Source organism: Nitrosomonas communis (assembly GCF_001007935.1).
Lineage (GTDB): Bacteria > Pseudomonadota > Gammaproteobacteria > Burkholderiales > Nitrosomonadaceae > Nitrosomonas > Nitrosomonas communis.
In genome coordinates, this window is sequence record NZ_CP011451.1 from 397,558 (window position 1) to 413,847 (window position 16,290).

General features: G+C 42.4%; 17 protein-coding genes and 3 pseudogenes. 13 read left to right on the forward strand and 7 right to left on the reverse strand.

Annotated elements, in window-relative coordinates; translation table 11 throughout:
* Nucleotides 1–181: 181 nt before the first annotated feature.
* The 5 genes from rpmH (at nt 182) to mnmE (ending at nt 4,212) form a co-directional block, all read left to right on the forward strand.
* Nucleotides 182–316, forward strand: a complete 135-nt coding sequence (gene rpmH, locus AAW31_RS19430) for a 50S ribosomal protein L34 (RefSeq protein ID WP_074667074.1) — start codon at nt 182–184, stop codon at nt 314–316.
* Nucleotides 317–361: 45 nt separating this feature from the next.
* Nucleotides 362–721 (forward strand): ribonuclease P protein component, encoded by a 360-nt coding sequence (gene rnpA, locus AAW31_RS01720; protein ID WP_046848919.1) that lies wholly within the window; start codon nt 362–364, stop codon nt 719–721.
* The gene (gene yidD / locus AAW31_RS19435; RefSeq protein ID WP_392390532.1) at nt 721–918 is read left to right on the forward strand and encodes a membrane protein insertion efficiency factor YidD; all 198 of its coding nucleotides are present in this window, start codon (nt 721–723) and stop codon (nt 916–918) included. The genes rnpA and yidD overlap by 1 nt, the downstream gene beginning before the upstream one ends.
* Before the next feature lie 46 nt (nt 919–964).
* The gene (gene yidC / locus AAW31_RS01725; protein ID WP_046848920.1) at nt 965–2,704 is read left to right on the forward strand and encodes a membrane protein insertase YidC; all 1,740 of its coding nucleotides are present in this window, start codon (nt 965–967) and stop codon (nt 2,702–2,704) included.
* Nucleotides 2,705–2,856: 152 nt separating this feature from the next.
* Entirely contained in the window at nt 2,857–4,212 is a 1,356-nt protein-coding gene (gene mnmE / locus AAW31_RS01730) for a tRNA uridine-5-carboxymethylaminomethyl(34) synthesis GTPase MnmE (protein WP_046848921.1), read from the forward strand.
* Nucleotides 4,213–4,569: 357 nt separating this feature from the next.
* On the opposite strand, the gene AAW31_RS21660 is transcribed toward mnmE, so the two are convergent.
* Entirely contained in the window at nt 4,570–4,731 is a 162-nt protein-coding gene (locus AAW31_RS21660) for a hypothetical protein (protein ID WP_187426880.1), read from the reverse strand.
* 432 nt (nt 4,732–5,163) lie between these two features.
* Entirely contained in the window at nt 5,164–5,316 is a 153-nt protein-coding gene (locus AAW31_RS21065; RefSeq protein ID WP_158441333.1) for a hypothetical protein, read from the reverse strand.
* Between the two features lie 354 nt (nt 5,317–5,670).
* On the opposite strand from AAW31_RS21065, the gene AAW31_RS01740 reads away from it, so the two are divergent.
* The 5 genes and pseudogenes from AAW31_RS01740 (at nt 5,671) to AAW31_RS18605 (ending at nt 9,646) form a co-directional block, all read left to right on the forward strand.
* Nucleotides 5,671–7,347 carry a YeiH family protein gene (locus tag AAW31_RS01740; protein WP_046848922.1) on the forward strand — a complete coding sequence of 559 codons (1,677 nt, stop codon included), beginning with the start codon at nt 5,671–5,673 and terminating at the stop codon, nt 7,345–7,347.
* A 41-nt stretch (nt 7,348–7,388) separates the two neighbouring features.
* Complete coding sequence (locus AAW31_RS01745; RefSeq protein ID WP_052752006.1) at nt 7,389–7,676, forward strand: rhodanese-like domain-containing protein; 288 nt, start codon at nt 7,389–7,391, stop codon at nt 7,674–7,676.
* Nucleotides 7,677–8,110: 434 nt separating this feature from the next.
* Nucleotides 8,111–8,867: pseudogene (locus tag AAW31_RS19445) on the forward strand (ISNCY family transposase); the annotation flags it as partial.
* 324 nt (nt 8,868–9,191) lie between these two features.
* The gene (locus AAW31_RS23335; RefSeq protein ID WP_392390533.1) at nt 9,192–9,248 is read left to right on the forward strand and encodes a hypothetical protein; all 57 of its coding nucleotides are present in this window, start codon (nt 9,192–9,194) and stop codon (nt 9,246–9,248) included.
* Nucleotides 9,233–9,646: a transposase gene (locus tag AAW31_RS18605; protein WP_052752007.1), complete on the forward strand. Its 414-nt coding sequence runs from the start codon at nt 9,233–9,235 to the stop codon at nt 9,644–9,646. The genes AAW31_RS23335 and AAW31_RS18605 overlap by 16 nt, the downstream gene beginning before the upstream one ends.
* A 173-nt stretch (nt 9,647–9,819) precedes the next feature.
* Here the strand turns inward: AAW31_RS18605 and AAW31_RS23340 are convergent, their stop codons facing one another.
* Nucleotides 9,820–9,969, reverse strand: a complete 150-nt coding sequence (locus AAW31_RS23340; protein ID WP_144413031.1) for a helix-turn-helix domain-containing protein — start codon at nt 9,967–9,969, stop codon at nt 9,820–9,822.
* Nucleotides 9,970–10,117: 148 nt separating this feature from the next.
* On the opposite strand from AAW31_RS23340, the pseudogene AAW31_RS22495 reads away from it, so the two are divergent.
* Nucleotides 10,118–10,270 (forward strand): annotated as a pseudogene (locus AAW31_RS22495) (IS1595 family transposase); the annotation flags it as partial.
* A 543-nt stretch (nt 10,271–10,813) separates the two neighbouring features.
* Here AAW31_RS22495 and AAW31_RS20345 read toward each other — a convergent pair.
* Together AAW31_RS20345 and AAW31_RS22990 are read right to left on the reverse strand one after the other, a co-directional pair.
* Nucleotides 10,814–11,011 (reverse strand): hypothetical protein, encoded by a 198-nt coding sequence (locus tag AAW31_RS20345; RefSeq protein WP_144412809.1) that lies wholly within the window; start codon nt 11,009–11,011, stop codon nt 10,814–10,816.
* Nucleotides 11,012–11,114: 103 nt separating this feature from the next.
* Nucleotides 11,115–11,243, reverse strand: coding sequence for a hypothetical protein (locus AAW31_RS22990; RefSeq protein WP_258920406.1), 129 nt, complete (start codon nt 11,241–11,243; stop codon nt 11,115–11,117).
* A gap of 1,086 nt (nt 11,244–12,329) precedes the next feature.
* On the opposite strand from AAW31_RS22990, the pseudogene AAW31_RS21670 reads away from it, so the two are divergent.
* A pseudogene (locus tag AAW31_RS21670) lies at nt 12,330–13,246 on the forward strand (ISAzo13 family transposase).
* Between the two features lie 293 nt (nt 13,247–13,539).
* On the opposite strand, the gene AAW31_RS01775 reads toward AAW31_RS21670, so the two are convergent.
* Together AAW31_RS01775 and AAW31_RS01785 are read right to left on the reverse strand one after the other, a co-directional pair.
* Nucleotides 13,540–13,731 carry a transposase gene (locus AAW31_RS01775; RefSeq protein WP_082110310.1) on the reverse strand — a complete coding sequence of 64 codons (192 nt, stop codon included), beginning with the start codon at nt 13,729–13,731 and terminating at the stop codon, nt 13,540–13,542.
* A gap of 885 nt (nt 13,732–14,616) precedes the next feature.
* On the reverse strand, nt 14,617–15,390 hold the full coding sequence (locus AAW31_RS01785; protein ID WP_046848926.1) for a spherulation-specific family 4 protein: 774 nt from the start codon (nt 15,388–15,390) through the stop codon (nt 14,617–14,619).
* Nucleotides 15,391–15,929: 539 nt separating this feature from the next.
* On the opposite strand from AAW31_RS01785, the gene AAW31_RS23345 reads away from it, so the two are divergent.
* Nucleotides 15,930–16,172: a transposase gene (locus tag AAW31_RS23345; protein ID WP_200899687.1), complete on the forward strand. Its 243-nt coding sequence runs from the start codon at nt 15,930–15,932 to the stop codon at nt 16,170–16,172.
* The last annotated feature ends 118 nt before the right edge of the window (nt 16,173–16,290 follow it).

Sequence of the window (16,290 nt, forward strand, 5' to 3'; positions counted from 1 at the left end):
GCGGTTCACCTTCGTGTCATTTTTGATTTAGAAATGGAATTACAAAAAGTTAGCATTATCAGTCAAGTCTTTATGGTGTTTATCATGAAAATAAAGTTGACATCAATGCCCATAACAGGTTGTAATATGCGGTTCTATTGAGTAAGTAATTATCAAATTAATTAATAACCTATAAAACATAATGAAACGTACATACCAACCATCTGTTATTCGCAGGAAACGTACACACGGTTTCCTTGTGCGCATGAGAACCCGCGGTGGCGCAGCGGTCATTCGTGCGCGTAGAGCCAAAGGCCGAGCTCGTTTGAGTGTCTAGAAGACAATTCATAAAAAGATGCGCACACCTTTATCGAATGGATAGGTGAGGAATTATTCTTTCTCTAAGAAACGGCGGTTGCATAAAGCGACGGAGTTTCAGGCTGTTATTCGTTTTAGGTGCACGGTTAGTGGTGAATTTCTCCAGTTCTGTGTAAAACCGAACAATTTGGCTCATCCCCGACTAGGACTGATCGTTGCAAAGAAGCTGGAGCGACATGCAATCAAGCGGAATCGTATAAAACGATTGCTTCGAGAGGTATTTCGTAGAAACCAGCAAGAATTGGACAAAATGGACTGTGTTTTTCGGCTACAGCGCTCATTAACTCAGATTGACTCTGTTCGCATCTGGCAGGAAGCTGAAATGCTAATACATAAACTTAGGACGAAACAATGTTACGATTGATGATAGGTCTTATCAAGCTATATCAATATTGCATTAGTCCTTTTTTTCCACCTTCCTGTCGCTTTAGCCCAACTTGTTCAAATTATGCAAGCGAGGCACTGACAAAATATGGGCTTATCAAAGGAATGAGATTGAGCATAGGTCGTATTTTACGTTGTCATCCGTGGAATCATGGTGGTTATGATCCTATTCCCTAAAAACTTTAAAAAAGATTATCGCTATAACTAGTTTGACTAGATTAAGATGGAAACAAAAAAAATTGTATTGATCATCATTTTTAGCACATCGTTGCTATTTCTTTGGGATGCATGGGTAAAGGAGCGGGAGAGACTAGATCAATTGGCAGCTGGCCCAGCAGCCAGTACAGTCACCACTGAGAATGCACAGTCTCAGCAGAGCCATGATGCGTTACCTGTTCCGGGTGATACACTCACTTCTTCTCAATCAGATACTGCACAGGTACCAGGAGCTGAAGAGGCACCATCAACTGTGACACCACGTTTATTGGCAACAGGCGAGCAAGTTAAAGTCGTTACTGATATGGTGATAGCAGAGATTGATACCGTTGGAGGAGATCTTCGCCGTCTGGAATTACTCAAGCACCCATCCCGTGAAAATAAAGAAATCCCTTATGCATTGCTGCAAAGTCAAGGCTCCCGCATTAGCGTGGCACAATCAGGCCTGATTGGAGATGGTCTGCCCAATCATAAGACGGAATACAAGCTAGCTTCAGATACGCATAATTACAGCTTGGCAGCTGATCAAGACAAGGTAGTCATTCGTCTTATTGCTCAAGAAGTAAACGGCGTACAAGTTGCTAAAATCTATACTTTTCATCGTGGTAGCTATGTCATCGATGTTCAATTTGAAGTGAAAAATCTGGGAGAGGCAACCATCTGGCCATTTGCTTATTTCCAGATATTGCGGGATAACGTACCACCTGCAGGCGAGACAATGATGATTCCTACTTATCTAGGTGCTGCTATTTATACCGAGGATGAGAAGTTTCAAAAAATTCAGTTTTCTGATTTAGATAAAAATAAAGCAGATTACCCACAAAATGCAGATAATGGCTGGATCGCTATGCTGGAGCACTATTTCGTTTCAGCCTGGCTACCAGAACAAACAATCCCTCGAGAGTATTTTGCAAAACGGATAAGTGATAACTTATACACCGCTGGTGTGATCGCACCGGTTGGTGCCATTGCGCCCGGTCAAACAACAAGCATAACGATGCCACTGTATGAAGGGCCGCAGGAGCAGGACAAACTGGCAGAATTGGCACCTGGTTTGGAGCTGACAGTGGATTATGGTTGGCTTACGGTGATTGCTGTTCCATTATTCTGGCTACTTTCGTTTTACCATGAATGGGTTGGTAACTGGGGGGTTGCTATCATCCTTCTGACGATGACGGTCAAGTTTTTATTTTTCCCGTTGTCAGCGGCAGGTTATCGGTCCATGGCTAAATTGCGTTTAGTGACACCGAAGCTACAACGTATCCAGGAACAATACAAAGGCGATCGCCAACAAATGCACCAGGCAATGATGCAGCTTTACAAAGAAGAAAAAATTAATCCGATGGGCGGGTGCCTTCCTATTCTAGTGCAAATTCCTGTGTTTATTGCTCTGTTCTGGACGCTGCTTGCTGCTGTTGAGCTACGCTATGCACCGTTCGCATTGTGGATTACGGATTTGTCTTCACCTGATCCTTACTACGTATTGCCTGTGTTAATGGGGATTTCAATGTTCGTTCAATTTAAATTGAACCCCAAGCCGACTGATCCAATACAGGCTAAAGTCATGCAGATCATGCCACTCATGTTTAGTATATTTTTCTTCTTCTTCCCGGCTGGTCTGGTATTGTATTCATTAGTGAACAATGTGCTATCAATTGCCCAACAGTGGCAGATAACACGAATGTATGGACAACCTGCTGCACCAGTAGCAGACAAAAAGAAAGTAAGAGAAAAAAGAAAATCTTAAAAAGTTGTTCTATAGAAGTGAGCGTATTATGTATTATGTTGCATAAGCGCTCACTCTATCTTTAGAAAAGCTTCGTTATTACAAACATTAAGTATCAAGTCACATTTATTTCCTTAAACAGTAAAGTTTAAAGCCTTACCTAGAAGAATCATATGCTTAGCAATGACATCATTGCTGCCATTGCCACTCCGCCTGGAAGAGGAGGTATTGGTGTAATACGTATTTCCGGTAGAAATTTGCAATCTCTTGCTAAAGCCATTCTCGATTCAATTCCTCATCCCCGTAATGCGCATTTAAGTTATTTTCTTGATGAGAATGGCCATACGATCGACCAAGGTATCGCCATTTATTATCCATCTCCGCATTCTTATACCGGTGAAGATGTACTTGAATTACAAGGTCATGGTGGTCCGGCTGTTATCAACTTACTCTTGTCGCGTTGCCTTCAATTGGGTGCCAGATTAGCTGAACCAGGCGAATTTACACTACGTGCCTTTCTTAACAATAAGCTTGATCTAGTCCAAGCTGAAAGCATAGGGGATCTAATTGACGCGACTACGGCAGATGCCGCACGCTGCGCCATGCGCTCCTTGCAAGGAGAGTTTTCTGCCACTATTCAAACATTGGTGCGAGCATTAATCGATTTGCGCATGCTGGTCGAAGCCACGCTCGATTTTCCAGAAGAAGAGATCGATTTCCTGAAATCGGTCCATGCAGCAACGCGATTGCAGGATATTCGTGGAAAACTGGAACGCGTTCTAGTTTCATCCCGCCAGGGCAGTCTGCTACAAGAAGGAGTAAAGGTCGTGCTGGTTGGGCAGCCTAATGTCGGTAAATCTAGTCTGATGAATCGGTTGTCCGGGGATGAAGTGGCCATTGTGACAGAAATACCTGGCACAACGCGCGATACCATTCAACAATTGATTCAGATTGAAGGCATACCGGTGCACATTATCGATACCGCTGGATTGAGAGAAACTACCGATATAGTTGAGAAAAGTGGCATCGCTCGCACTCATGCTGCGATCAAGAAAGCAGACCTGACACTATTGCTGATCGATAGCCGCTATGGCCTGACAGATGCAGATCAGCAAATATTGCAAAGCTTACCGGCTGACTTGCCGCTACTCACGGTCTTTAATAAAATCGATTTATTAAGTGAAAGTGCTCGAATCGAGAAGGAGCCAGGCAAACCTATTGTTCATCTCTCAGCTAAAACAGGCGCTGGCCTAGAATCATTGCGCATGAAAATGCTTGAGATAATCGGTTGGCAATCCAATATCGCAGGTGAAGGCATATTCCTGGCACGACAACGGCATCTGCAAGCGCTGAACAAAGCTAAAACACATCTTGATAATGCAATCCCATGGGTGGAAAACGGAAGACAATTAGAGTTATTGGCGGAAGAATTACGGTTGGCACAAACCGCATTGTCATCAATTACAGGAGAATTTACTGCTGATGATTTATTGGGTGAGATTTTTTCACGATTTTGCATTGGAAAATAATTACTCTTCCGATCGATTCTAACTTATTCCACAAAACTACTGATATATCATCCTATAGTTAGTGTCAGCCCGAAACCCTCTTCTCCGATAAGAAACATGGGGTTGCGCCTAATTTAAGAAATGAAGATTTCTGAGGAATTGAGTTAAAGTGACGTTATTAGGTGGTTTTGGCGCATTTTCAAGCAAAACAATTCCAAATTTCGATAGTGGATTCAAATCAGCGAAAATATTGTCCTCAAAGACAAACAGTTCATGATTTTCATTTTCTTGCTCATCCTGTTTAGATGTGAATGACGAAAATAGCGTCATCCATATTGATCGCGTTTTCTGCCGTAGATAGTAACCACGAATGGTCTTCTACAGAATACGCTGAAGCAACGGTAGCAATTCCTCAGGTGATTTGTCTGCATATTTCTCGGTCAGTTTCATCATTGAATCCTGCACAATGTCCAACGCCGCATGTTCGTCCTGTACAGCAAACAACGCCTGCTTATACGCACGCAGTTCAACCTTGCTCAAAAAATCAGAAAACTCTCGTCGAGTAGCCAGAATGGTTTATCTTAATGAAGAATTCGAACCATTTCCTGGAGGACACGAAAAGCTGCAAAAATTTCTGATTCTATTGAGAAGTGAAGAGGCAAGCCCAGGACAGGCCTAAATTGACAAAAGTGAGAGAATAACTTGCATGCTCACTTTAACTTTAATGTTGATGGCTCTGTAAAATACCGGTATGAAAAAATAAGCTGATTTCATTTGCTAGTTCCTAGCTACCAAAAATTACTCCAATAAAACTGTAGCCATTCTTATTCTACGCACCGAACATCTCAAAGCATGCTGTTTTTTCAAGAACGCTGCTGCATGACCTACTTCAAATGGGATCAGATTGTCTGATCCCATTGTAGGGTTTGGTATTTTAAGGTTATGTTCCATTCTTTGTCCAATCATCGATTATTAGGCACCAGCGATGGCCCATAGGCACGCTCCACAATGACATTGTGCCCCTCTTGGTGCCAATGTAACTTTGACCGTATTGGCCAGTATATTCATCCATGCGATAATTTTAGCGCTTACCGCTTGCCGGAACAGAATCTGTTTTGCGGGCAATGTTGCCTCCTGAGTGAATGTCAAGTGATATTGCCTGGGTTACCTTACTCCATCATGCCAAAGATTATCGACTAGCCTGCAAGCAGGCCATTTATATTAGATTATCAATAAGAGGACTAAATAAGTAAAAATCCTTAGTTTTTCATGAAGAAAACTACGGCTACTTTACGTCATTTCTTATCCGCCTATCCTGCAATCAGGCGTTGGCAGCTTGACAACAAAAGGACGACCATGCATATGAACACGATCAGAGATCTTGCGACATAACCAGGATACCAATAACATAAGCGAATCCATATGTTTATTGTGCTCTCGATTTTGTAGTCTGGACATCACTTTTTAACATTCCTAATCATGAGTAAACATCATCAACAACCTTTTTTTAGAACAGAAGATTTCTGGGCTATAATCCTCGGCAGCTTTTTACTACTTGCGGGACTCGCTTTTTATTTCAGCCTTCTTTCTGCAGATCTGACACAAAAAATGGCTGAAACAACGGCAATCCTGGAAAATGAAGCAGCCAAACCGATCAAAACCGTAGCTTGGCACGAAGCCAGCAGCAAGCTGGCGAAACTGAAACTGTCCGATCAGCCGTTGGGTCAATTCCTGAAAAGCTTGAGCACACTGCCTAACAAATGGATCGACAATCCTGCTCAAGCGATCTACAAACCTGCCACTGAAGCCGATCTGACTGCTGAAAACCAGGCAATTGATCTTGCCCGCCAACAGGCCATAGCACTTGAACTGGCAGCGCAAGCGGTAGATTTTAAGGTAGAAAATCTCAATCTGTCAGCGCAAGCTGCGATTGAGGAGTGGCAACAACTCGTGCAAGAAACGGACAAGAAAAAAGCCAAGCTGAAAGCAGGTGCTTTTTCCCTGCCCCATAGCCTCTTGCTGGGCGTCTTGCTGGCAGTGTTATTTGGCGTGGGGGCCAAAGTACAGGGGATTGCATTCCTACCCTTTGTCAAAGGCTTTGCTTTTATCTTTTTGTTGGCATTGATTTCATTACTGCTGGCGGCACAAAATGACTTGAAGGATTTGGGTATCGAATACGCTATCTGGGCCATTATGCTGGGTATCCTCATCAGCAACACCATCGGGACGCCAGCATGGATAACGCCCGCCTTGCAAACGGAATTTTTCATTAAAACCGGGCTGGTACTGATGGGGGCAGAGCTGCTGATCGGCAAGATCCTCGCAATCGGCCTGCCGGGTATTTTTGTCGCCTGGGTAGTTACGCCCATCGTCCTGGTGGCAACCTACTGGTTTGGTCAAACTGTGCTGAAAATAGCCTCCAAATCACTCAATATCACCATCAGTGCCGATATGAGCGTATGCGGTGTCTCCGCTGCCATCGCCACAGCTGCCGCCAGTAAAGCCAGTCGCGAGGAACTCACCGTGGCCATCGGACTGAGTATGGTGTTCACCGCCATCATGATGGTCGTGATGCCGATTTTCATCAAATTTGTCGGCATGCCGGAAATACTGGGGGGTGCCTGGATCGGCGGGACCATCGACAGCTCGGGCGCAGTCGTGGCTGCGGGCGCAGTGCTGGGTGATAAAGCCATGTATGTGGCCGCCACTATCAAGATGATTCAGAACATGCTGATCGGTATCATCGCCTTTGCGGTAGCTGTTTATTTTGCCACCAGGGTTGAACGGGATGCCCAGGCGCGCCAGATCACTATCGGTGAAATCTGGCATCGCTTTCCCAAGTTCATTCTCGGCTTCATCGGTGCGAGCATGCTGTTTTCTCTTCTTCATTCCTCACTGGATAAACACAGTGCGGATCTGGTGCTGGAAAACGGGATGTTGAATGATTTCACCAAGAATCTGCGTACCTATTTCTTTTGCCTGGCATTTGCAAGTATCGGGTTATCTACCAATTTCAAGACCCTCAAACATCATTTTGTTGGGGGCAAACCCTTGATCCTGTATCTCTGTGGGCAGTCGCTGAATCTGATACTAACCCTGAGTGCCGCTTATGTCATGTTCTACAAGGTATTTCCTGAAATCACTGCAACGATATGATCTTTGCTCATTCGGGAGAATAAATATGAAAAACAATCTTGATGGTGTTGCTGCTCTCATGGCAGCTGACTGCGCATGCCAGCACCCCGGCAGAGATGGCACCTGAACAGGTAACGGGGACCATCACGATCAATACTGAAACTACCAAGCTGCTATTTGACAAAGGCTATCTGTTTGTCGATGTGCGCAAATTGGAAAATTTCAATCAAGGTCATATCCCGGCAGCCCAGCATCTGGCTGTCAGAAGTGCGCTTTTCATAGCCAGCAATCTGGCTGTGCTGGCTAACAAAGATCAGATGGGAGTGTTTTATTGCAATGGCATTCATTGACTTGGCAGTTCCAAAGCCAGTAAGCGGGCTGCAGAATCGGGATGGCGCAAGATTTTTTATTACCGCAAAGAATTCCCGAAATGGAAAGAAGCGGACTATGGGGTTGAACAATTTGAATTGTGATCAACTCACCGCCTCTTTTCCCCAGCGAATAAATCATTTCTTTACCAGTGCGTAGCTTGCCTAGGCGATGGCTTGAGCCCGCTACTTAGTGCTTGTCCGAAAACTCATAAATTAAATAAAGAACAGAAGGTTATTTTAATTTTAGAAATGAAGTTTTCCATGACATTGGAAAAAACCGACCTTATTGGCTAATTTTTACACATTTTTAGGCAAGATAACCTCAAACTTCAACAGAGATCAGAGAGAATATCATTCTCAGAATATAAACTTCGTAAAGTGGAGCACAAATGCGCGTCGTATAAAATGTACAGATGGAATTAGGTGAAATTGATGTCTCTCAAATCAAATTTTCGATTTGAGGTCACGAGATGACATACCGAAGATACTGCGCGGCTTACAGTACCTGTACCTGGACGAGGCATTGCACCACAAAGTTTTTGCGTTACTGGAAAGGGAAATTGCCCCCAAGGTGAATAAGCACAATGGCCGACCTGGCATGATCCTGTGGAGTATTCTGATATGTGGCGTATTACGGTTGGACTTGAATGCTGATTATGACCGTCTGCACGAATTGGTTAACCAGCACAGGACGTTGCGCGCAATGTTGGAGCATAATCTGTACGATGAAGACAGAAAATATGCTTATCAAACCTTGGTGGATAATGTCAGTTTGCTTACGCCGGAGCTACTGAACCAATTAACCAGATCATTGTTGAGGGAGGGCATGTTCTCGTAAAAAAGGGCGAAAGCACCCGCGTGGGCGGTGCGACTCCTTTGTGGTTGAAACCGATGTGCATTTTCCAACTGACATCAACTTATTGGGGATACTCTGCGCAAAGCGATACCGCTGACGGCGCGCTTGTGCGAAACTCATCAATTAAGCGACTGGCGGCAATATCGCTACAACCTGCGTCAATTAAAGAGACTCATGTATCATGTACACAACAAAAAGCGCCGCAAAGCCGCAGACCAACAAAGCAACACAAAAAGGTTCAAGCGTATCAAGCCTATATTAAGCAAACCCAGTATTACCTAAACAAAATTCAAACTACCTTAACCCAGTTATCTGGTTAAGGTAATCTAAAAGCGTAGTCTGCAGAAACATGATCGATTCCCAAAATTAGCAAAAGTTAAACGTATCGCGATTGATGAGATATATCAAGGCAAGAAGCCGGGCTATTTAAGCATTGTTCTGGATCTTCAACGTGGTGCGGTAGTTTTTGTTGGCAATGGGAAAGGCGCAGATGCGTTGCTGTGCGTGCATTCTGGAAGCATTTGAAACGATCTGGCGCACGGATTGAGGCGGTCGCAACTGATATGGGTCCAGCTTATATCAGTGCAGTATAGAGTACTATCCCCGAGGCCACGCAGGTATTCGACCACTCTCATATCATCAGGTTGTTCAATGAAAAACTGACCAGACTGCGCCGTGAATGCAACGAGAGATAGAATATGGGCCGGGTAAACCCGTTTTGAAAGGCATTTGTTGGTTGCTGCTCAAGCATCCTGACAATCTGGATGACGCGCGCAATGAGCGTCAACGTCTGGAGCAAGCACTTAAGCTCAATGAACCCTTGGCAAGGACTTATTACATGAAAGAAAAATTACGCAATATTTGGCATCAACCGAATAAAACCTCAGCGCAAAATACGCTTGACGAGTGGGTAAAAAAGCAGCTGCTTCTGATATCAACATGCTCAAGCAATTCTCTAAAACCATGGCTGTTCATCGCTCAGGCATCCTTGCCTGTTTTGACTTCAATAGCTTATGGCTTTAGAGAGGTTGAATTCTTTAAACTAAAAATTATGGCGTTGCATGAAACCAATTATGTTCTGGCCGTCGGTTGAATTCATAGTACTACGCATTTACCGGATGAATCATTTGCTTCAACCTCTGCACGTAATGTCCCACCAAACAATCCAAAAAAGAAACATTTACCACCTTTTGGCCCTCAATTTGAGCAGCACTATCACCGAAGATGGTCCCAGGTATATTGCAGTAATTGAACGATATAAGTTTATTACTTTTCCAGCTTTTTGCTTTTATCCGTATCTGTTAATCCAGCAGCAATTTCGAACTCAGATATGTTGAGGTATTTATTGACTGTGTTACGGGATATGCCTAATTGTCTGGCTATCTTGCGCTCTGAAAAGCCAGCACCTTTTTGTATAACGCTTTGATTTGATGTATCACTAACTACTCCTTCATGGCAGCTTTAGAAAAATTCAGAAACTGTTACAGATCTATTCAATAAAATGAAATCCTGAAAAAGCGGCTCAAAATAGTTGTCCGTTTCTGGTTCAGTTTAATTGGCAATTAGCCTCTGGAAACAGATTAAACACGTTTTAAGAAAATATAATGGCATTTCTAAAGCATCATTTCCATTATCTTTTTAAGCAATGTGAATGCAGTTTCAATTATGGAATACCTAAACAACAAGCAAAATACTGAAATACTGGACTCAAATTTAAATTGATCTATTAGAGTCCCAAGAATCTAGTCGAAATTATTACATCAAAATGAAAATGTTTTATTGTTGCAAATAATTCTACAAATATGTTCCTATAAAGCACTTGATTTGTGAAGTTTTTGTGAATATTATGAATGCAAATCCATATAATTAATATGGTTTTGCATTCATATATCAAGGTGAAATTCATGAAAGAACTAACAACAACTTATTATATTATTATGATTATTCTTACAATGTTGTGCATGTTTGATTTAGTAGAGACTAATAAAATAAACCGTCGTGTCAGGGAGTGTCCAACGAGTGAGAGCTGCGTTGACTGACAAACCATAGCAGGAAGTGGTATCCTATCATTCATCAAGCACAGATGTTTAGCCGTGGAGGATTCAAGTTTGAAGTGCAACTTTTATAAGATTAACAAGAGGTAAGCTGCAATAATATGCAAGCTTCTTGAACGATCAGATAAATGTTGCACAGATGAAGCACTATCAGCAGCTTACCCCAGAGCAACGCTATCAAATTTACTGGTAGTGAAAAGCAGGTTTTAAGCAAAGAGAGTAGCGAATGAAGCTGCTGACGCCCGAAGTATAGACGCAGGAATTACGAGATAAACGTGTAAGGCAGAAAGCCCAAGCCAGGCAAGTTGGTTGGAAAGACCGGAATAAGATGGACAGGATAATTCGGCAAAATAGGTGTCCTGAATAGGTATCAGCTCGACTTGAACTGGAAGGGAATTATTCATAAGCCATGAAACCGTTTGTACAGTCAGTACCTTATGCAGACAAACTGGCAGGAAGGTGATTTTGATGGCACACTATGCGCTGTTAGAAACTGTGACGTAAGCGCTATACAAGGGGCAGGAATGGCGTAGCACAGTTCTCAGCCGAGTCAGCATCGATGATCGACTCAAGATTGTTGACCAGAGCGAGTGTATAGGTGATTGGAAACGCGATACCATGATCAGCACGTACCATTATGACATAGTCAACTCATTCCGAACACCCTAGTTAAGCGATTTTTATGATTTTTATTGCCTCTACTTCATATTGATTTGGTTTTTTATACCAGAGGTAAAAGTCCAGCCGGTGGTTATTATAAAACACAGCAATATATTGCAATACGTTTTACTGTACTGCATAGCTCAGTTTGGTATTATCACCAACTGACACTGTTCCTGCTTAAAGCTTCCAGAGAAACTGTCAGCAATCGTATTATCCCAACAACCTCCCAAGCAGCTCATGCTGTCAATAAAAATAAAACCTTAAGATTTTATTATCCTTTGATGTTCTACTAGCGTATTCTAATCCACAATCCGAATGGACAATTAATCCTGCTTATGGTCGGCGTTGTCAGGCAGCCATTCTCAACACTATCACAAATCAACCTTACTCTTATCCTCGAACTCTTGCTCCAGCTAATAGTCTTTCTGGAAAACAAATCAATAATAACCGCCAGATACAACCAATCTTCTTGTGTCTAGATGTATATGATGTCGCAGACATAGGCTTAATTTAGGCTTGTGACATTAAACTGCCGCTTCAATATATTCTCGAATACTGGTTGTTTGTGGTTGTTATTCGTTGTCACTTTGTACTTCTTCCGGTATCTCACTTAGGCGCCTGTTTTCCTCATCAAACTTCCGGCTTTCCGGCGACTAAGGAACGAAGATTCAATAACTCCAGAGCTTTGAGTTGTAAATTAAGTTGCCGCGGATAGAGTATTTCGGTTATGTTTTGAAAATGAAGATAACCACATACACCCCTGAAGTCGAAGCACAAATGCGCAATTTTTATCACAGCTTATCGGAAAAAGACCGCCGCCGCTATGCTGCCGTTGAGGCGGCAAAGCTGGGTCACGGAGGGATCACCTACCTTTGTCAGGTATTACACTGCGATGAAGGCACCGTTAGCCGTGGCCTGAAAGAGTTAAAGATGCCGTTGCTTGAAAAGGAGAAACGTATTCGACAAGCAGGGGGTGGGCGAAAGTCAGTTGTGGAGACGATGGCAGGGCTGGATGAAGCTTTTTTAGAGATGTTAAAAAATCATACTGCCGGTTCACCAATGGATGAATCCGTAAAGTGGTCAAATTTGAGCCGCAACGAAATGGCTGAGAAGCTAAAACAGTGCGGATTTAGCGTGAGTGTGACCGTTGTTGATCAATTGCTCGACAAACATCATTTTCGCCGCCGTCAAGCCTTCAAGGTTGAAGCCGGGAAAAAGAACCTGCCGCATCGGGACGAGCAGTTCAAAAATATCGAGCGCCTCAAAGAAGAGTACCGGGTCCAGGGTAATCCGGTGATGAGTATGGACGTTAAAAAAAAGAATTGATCGGTAATTTTTATCGCCCCGGAAAGCTCTATACCACTGAGGTCGTGCGGATCAATGATCATGATTTTGCATCCCTGGCAGACAGTAAAATTGTGCCTCATGGGCTGTATGACATCCATCGCAAAAGCGGCTATATCGTATTAGGCACGAGCCATGATACCTCTGAATTTGCTTGCGCCTGTATCCGGCATGGGTGGTTGAACTATGGTCAACTGGACTATCCAAAGGCGACGAGTATTTTATTGCTCTGCGACTGTGGAGGCAGCAATAATGCACGCCACGCTATCTTTAAAGAGGATTTACAGAAATTGGCAGATGAATTGGCTATTGAGATTCGTATCGCTCACTATCCCCCGTACACGTCAAAATATAATCCCATAGAGCATCGATTATTTCCTCATATCACCAAAGCTTGTAGTGGAGTTATTTTTACCAGTGTCGAGCGGGTCAAAGCAGTCATGAGTAAAGCAAAAACTTCTCAGGGACTAAAGGTCTTTATCTCAATTATGGATAGGGTATTTGAAACTGGGCGCAAAGTGGCGGATGGCTTTAAAGAAAATATCACCATTGAGTTTGACCCGTTTTTACCGAAATGGAATTATGTTGCTATTCCATCTGCCAGCATAATTTCTGGGGTTATTAAATCCTGATTCCTAACTAAATAACCCAGCGTATTCAGCACTTTTCTTATTCTGCGGCTACCATGAGTATAATTACTGGCTTTTGCTATATCTCAAACTCTCTCAACCATTTCCTCATGAAAAGGTGCAGCAAACTGATTACCAATGCATCGCATATAATCATAATAGGTACTAACACACCCAATAGCTGGCACATCAAGCCAACTGAGCAGGTCTTTTTTTGGTGAGGAACGAATATTTTATTTAGTTTCTTTCACGAAAAAAATCGTTGTCTCTTTTAAGATCTATTTCTCCAGCTTCAGTTATCTGAGCTGTACCTTCAAGCTTCGAATTTCTTCCTGGTTTGGTGTCAGTTTCCCATTGCCTCGGAACACATGTCCCTCTTCATCTGCCTCATATTCTTTGACCCATCGTCTGAACATACCGGTATTAATTTCCAGAATTTCCGCCGTTTCCGTTATCGTATAGCTCTGATCCAGAGAGGCTGATTGCATCTAATTTAAATTCCTTTGCTTTTTTATTACCATTTTTTCCTCCAGCTAAGTCTATTCAGAATCTTTTCTCTTAACTGAAATATCATGGGATATTGAACCACATCATTACACGCTATTCTTACATCAACCCGATAAAACTTCAGCTCAGAAAGTGCCTGGCGAATTGGTAAAGAAGGCAGCCGCTCCTGATTCTAAACTTACCCTCCTTTTACTTCGCATCTAATTTGAGCAAAAGGGGAATGCTAACTTTTTCCTTAAATCTATGCTCTTGTTAGTAAGGTTAGACTTCCAGTTTGTTGCTGTCTTCATTAATTTTTGATTAAGAGGTTGAGTAAGAAATGTAGCATAGAGTAATCCTGCCAAAGAACAAGATTTTTTTCTCATCGAATATTTTCTCAGGGGCTATAAGTTACTATTATTAACTTCTATTAAATTAAAGATTAGGAATAATAATAATTAGAAGTCAATTTCTGTATAGTTATGGAAAAGTATTAAATATCAATAATCTGGTTGAAAATTTTAATCTGTATAAAGTGGGAACTTTAACTGGATAATTTGTGGATAAAATTAAAAGATTAACTTTTTTCCTTGTTATGCAAAAACTATACAGAGTTTATTCACAGAGTTTCAGCATTAACCCTAAAAAAGAATTAGTTATTATCGTTTTTTGCTATATTTATCGAGACAAAAGCAACGACTTAATGGATATGATGTTGGTGGCAATAACCGGTCAAGTTAATTTTTAAGTTGATTAATAGCAGAGAGCTATTTGAGTTATTGACAGAAAGAAATCGAACTTTATATACAGGTGTCTGATAAGAGATGCAGCATGCTTGCGCGGCAAAGTTGGGTTCACCACCACTTTCCCCCTTTTATACACTAGGATTAGTTTGTTACGGGTATCATCTCGATTTCTAAATCTCCATATGGCGGAAGGCTGTCGTAAGGATTAGGAAGCTTGTCATCTGTAATGTACAGATTTCCAACGAGGTTTTTGTCAGTTTCACTGAACGCCTGTTTCATTTGCAGCCGGGTTGCATTAAATACAATGTGGATAAACCAATCCTTCGGGTAATTATGCTGCCATGCTTCAGGTTGAAAATTTATGTAACTTCTTATGTGACCTTCAAATACTACTAAATTATCGACGACTGGTTTGCTTAAATAAATTTCGTCAGGCACCACGCCAGGGTTCCCCGTTACCGAATAATGGCTGCTTTTATTTTTGATGTAGTTATATATTGTCTCGTAGTACCTGATGTCTTCATCTGTGTCGTCTGCGGTCATCTGATCGATATAAAAGCCATCAATCATATAGAAGGCAAGATAATTATCAATATCGCTTGCAACATCACTCAGCGGGCGGTCTCCATGATTCGTATGTATGTAGGCAATTACCTTTCCTCCAGAGCCACGAACTTGATCAATAGCCGTAACATAGCTAGGGTCAACATTTGATCCAGGCCCGTTGTTTGGGTTAAGAATGACGGTAGTAGGTACTATTTGGGCTGCTGCAGCTAAGCTACTCCAGTGATTTGGAGTCTGGGGATCTGATGGATGAAAATATGCTGGAATGAAAAGACTGGTCGCATGAACGAGCGTATTGAATGCTATTGACAAATAAACTATTAAAAGCAAAACAAAGCGTGTTATGCTCATGCCGCATATCTCCTGTAAAGAGGGATAGAAAAAATAAAGAAAAAAAGCACCCATTTGCTCAAATGAGCGTTTTCATATTATGTACCGATGCTAAGGTATAACTAATAGCCTAGCAATAATGCAAAGGTATACAGTGTTTATTCGCTATTTGATTGTTCAGTTCAGGTCGACGTTGAATAGTGTGTGTTTAAGGTATTCATATACGTTATGCCAAAGGGTAGCTGTTTTAAACAGCTGCGCAGCGGTTTTTAGCCCAAGCTTAAAGCTGTGCAGAAAATTGCATTAACAACTCTGTTTTTGCCTTCTTGAAATATGTATGTAAACCAGTTAGCGTCAAAGTACATAGCCTTCGTGCCGCGCTTCAGCTAGGCGGGCGAGCATATCTTGATTGCTGCCCCAGTATTACAAGCAAGCTCAAAATACTCATTTAAAGGATTGGCATGCAAGAGTCCGAACCAATGTCATTGGGGCTCTGATCGAAAAGGCGCACCTGACCGTGAGCCTGTTCACAGCCAATATCAACGCTGATATCTTCATGCATGGGTTACGCAGGATTTTTTGTCCAAAATCCCGCGTGCTTACATAATCGTCTGGGACAACGCGACGTTTCACAAACGGGCAGACATCAAAACCACGTTCACCAATGTGGGGACACGCTTGAATACCTGCCGTCTTATTCTCCTGACTTTAATCACATTGAACCAATATGGGCTCAGGCCAAAGCCATCAGAAGAAGGGAAGGTTGTTCCGTCGAGCAGCTCTTTGCCGGTTATGAAATTTGATTCATTTTATATGGGATCTGCTATACCACTTCGCTAGCAACAATACCGCAGAATTTCGTATTGCGCTTACCATCGCAATTAGATGTAGTGATGAGTAATTACTTCATCCCCAAAGAAG

Coding starts and splice junctions, on each gene's coding strand:
- rpmH (WP_074667074.1), top strand. CDS start 182: ATGAAACGTACATACCAACCATCTGTTATTCGCAGGAAACGTACACAC.
- yidD (WP_392390532.1), top strand. CDS start 721: ATGATAGGTCTTATCAAGCTATATCAATATTGCATTAGTCCTTTTTTT.
- yidC (WP_046848920.1), top strand. CDS start 965: ATGGAAACAAAAAAAATTGTATTGATCATCATTTTTAGCACATCGTTG.
- mnmE (WP_046848921.1), top strand. CDS start 2,857: ATGCTTAGCAATGACATCATTGCTGCCATTGCCACTCCGCCTGGAAGA.
- AAW31_RS01740 (WP_046848922.1), top strand. CDS start 5,671: ATGAGTAAACATCATCAACAACCTTTTTTTAGAACAGAAGATTTCTGG.
- AAW31_RS01745 (WP_052752006.1), top strand. CDS start 7,389: ATGGTGTTGCTGCTCTCATGGCAGCTGACTGCGCATGCCAGCACCCCG.
- AAW31_RS18605 (WP_052752007.1), top strand. CDS start 9,233: ATGCAACGAGAGATAGAATATGGGCCGGGTAAACCCGTTTTGAAAGGC.
- AAW31_RS20345 (WP_144412809.1), bottom strand. CDS start 11,011: ATGAATAATTCCCTTCCAGTTCAAGTCGAGCTGATACCTATTCAGGAC.
- AAW31_RS22990 (WP_258920406.1), bottom strand. CDS start 11,243: ATGGTACGTGCTGATCATGGTATCGCGTTTCCAATCACCTATACACTC.
- AAW31_RS01775 (WP_082110310.1), bottom strand. CDS start 13,731: ATGCAATCAGCCTCTCTGGATCAGAGCTATACGATAACGGAAACGGCG.
- AAW31_RS01785 (WP_046848926.1), bottom strand. CDS start 15,390: ATGAGCATAACACGCTTTGTTTTGCTTTTAATAGTTTATTTGTCAATA.
- AAW31_RS23345 (WP_200899687.1), top strand. CDS start 15,930: ATGGGTTACGCAGGATTTTTTGTCCAAAATCCCGCGTGCTTACATAAT.